This is a genomic window from Saccharomonospora iraqiensis subsp. iraqiensis (assembly GCF_000430445.1).
Taxonomy (GTDB): domain Bacteria; phylum Actinomycetota; class Actinomycetes; order Mycobacteriales; family Pseudonocardiaceae; genus Saccharomonospora; species Saccharomonospora iraqiensis.
On record NZ_KE387033.1, the window covers coordinates 8,864 to 11,146 of the forward strand.

The 2,283-nt window shown below is 74.1% G+C and carries 3 protein-coding genes; all 3 read left to right on the top strand.

What is annotated here, in order from left to right; translation table 11 throughout:
* On the top strand, positions 1–340 hold a 340-nt coding region (locus tag ACTIR_RS26135; RefSeq protein ID WP_199285547.1), incomplete at its 5' end, for an FAD-binding protein.
* A complete protein-coding gene (locus ACTIR_RS0100815) occupies positions 333–1,682 on the top strand; it encodes an FAD-dependent oxidoreductase (protein ID WP_026452862.1) in 1,350 nt (449 codons plus the stop codon). The genes ACTIR_RS26135 and ACTIR_RS0100815, both read left to right, overlap by 8 nt.
* 168 nt (positions 1,683–1,850) lie before the next feature.
* Positions 1,851–2,162, top strand: a complete 312-nt coding sequence (locus ACTIR_RS0100820) for a ferredoxin family protein (protein ID WP_007027339.1) — start codon at positions 1,851–1,853, stop codon at positions 2,160–2,162.
* Positions 2,163–2,283: the final 121 nt, after the last annotated feature.

Here is a 2,283-nt window from a genome sequence, read left to right on the forward strand (position 1 = left end):
CGGACGGTCCGGGCCGGAGGCGCTGGCCGAGCTGGGCGCGGTCGCGGCGGCGCTGGGTGCGTCGGTGGGGGCGACCCGCATCGTCACCGACGCGGGCTGGGCGCCCTACGAACGGCAGATCGGCACCACGGGCGTGGTCGTCGACCCGGACCTCTACGTCGCGTTCGGCGTGTCCGGTGCGGCCCAGCACACCGGTGGTCTGGGGGCGCCGCGGCACGTCGTGTCGGTGAACACCGACGCCAGTTGCCCGATGACGGCCCTGGCCGACCTCGGCATCGTCACCGACGCGCGGGCGTTGCTGACCGAACTGGCCCGTCGACTGGAGGCCGGAGATGCGTGACCGGGCGGGACCGGCGGGCGCGGCGGTGACCGTGCCCGAACCGGCGGAATACGACTTCGACGTGCTCGTGGCCGGGGCGGGCCCCGCGGGGTCGGCGGCGGCCCTCGAGGTGGCCCGCGCCGGGTACACGGTGGCGCTGCTGGAACGGGGGCCGTTCGCCGGGTCGAAGAACGTCTACGGCGGCGTGGTCTACGGGCGGGTGCTCGACGAGCTGATCCCCGACTGGTCCGAGCGGATGCCGGTGCAGCGGTGGGTCACCCGGCGCCAGACGATGGTGCTGGACGGCGAGCGCAGCTTCACCGTGGACTTCCGCAGCCAGAACTGGGGCCGCGAACCGTACAACGGCGCCACCACGCACCGCGCCGAGTTCGACCACTGGCTCGCCGGGCGGGCCGAGGCCGAGGGTGCCACGCTGGTCACCTCCACCGTCGTCACCGCGCTGCTGCGCACCGGTGCGGGCCGGGTCGTGGGGGTGCGCACCGACCGGCCGGACGGCGACCTGACCGCGCGGGTGGTGATCGCCTGCGACGGGGTGAACTCCTTCCTCGCGAAGCAGGCGGGCCTGCACACGGGCGTGGAGGCCGCACACACCACGCTCGGGGTGAAGGAGACGCTGGCGCTGCCGCGGGCCACGATCGAGGAACGCTTCGGGGTGCACGGCAGCGACGGGGTCGACATCGAGATCCTCGGCGGGACCGGCGAGATCCCGGGCGGGGCGTTCGTCTACACCAACCGGGAGACGGTGGCCGTCGGGCTCGTCCTCGGGTTGGAGGGGCTGTCCGCGGCGGGTCGTCGTCCGGAGGACCTGCTGACCGAGCTCAAGGAGCACCCGTCCGTGCGGCCGTTGGTGCGGGGCGGCGAGGTGGTCGAGTACTCGGCGCACCTCATCCCCGAGGGCGGCTACCGCAGCATGCCCACGCTCGTCGGCGACGGGATCCTCGTGGCGGGCGACGCGGCCGCGATGTGCCTGGCGGCCGGAATCTGGCTGGAGGGGGTGAACTTCGCCCTCGGCTCCGGGATGTACGCGGGCCGGGCCGCCGCCGAGGCGGTGCGCACGGGCGAGCCCCGCAGGGTCGCGCGGTACCGGACGCTGCTGGAGGACTCGTTCGTGCTGGGCGATCACCGCAAGCTGCGGGACGCGCCCGGCCTGGTGCTGTCCGACCGGATGCAGCGGCGCTACCCCGGCCTGATCTGCGACCTGGCCGAGGGGATGTTCACCGTGGACAATCCGCGCCCGAAGCCCGGCCTGCGCCGGTTGCTGCGCCGCGCGCTCCGCCGCCACCGGCTGCGCCGCCGCGACCTCGCCCGCGACACCCTCACCGCCCTCCGCACCTTCGGCTGAACCCACCCCCCACCCGAGGAGGTCCCCGATGCTTTGGCAGCCCCGTTGTTGTGCCGTGAAGGGCACTTTCCCTGCGCCACACGCAGCGAGGGGCACATTCACTGCATCACACGCAGGGAAAGTGCCCTTCACGGCAACCCCGGTGACCGGGGACGGGCGGTGAGTGGCGTGAGTGGCGGTGGGTTCGCCGAGGTGGGGTTCGACGAGCGGATGGGGCGGGTCGAGTTCCGGGTGGCCGACGAGCCGCACATCGTGGTGGACACCGACGTGTGCCGCACCTGCCCGACGAAGGCGTGCGTGCACGCCTGCCCGGCGGATCTGTTCGTGCCCACCTCCGACGGCGGCATCCTGTTCAACTACGAGCAGTGCTTCGAGTGCGGCACCTGCTACCTCGTCTGCGACGGGGGCACGCCCGAGCGGCCCGCGATCCGGTGGAGCTACCCGGACGGCGGGCAGGGGGTGGTGTTCCGGCATGGCTGAGCCGACCGGGCACACCCCACCGCTGGTCGTGGTGGCCCTGCACCGGGTGGACGCGCACGCCCGCGTCGACCCGCTCACCGGGCGGGTGGACACCGACCCCCGGGCCGCGGCCCCGGGCGCG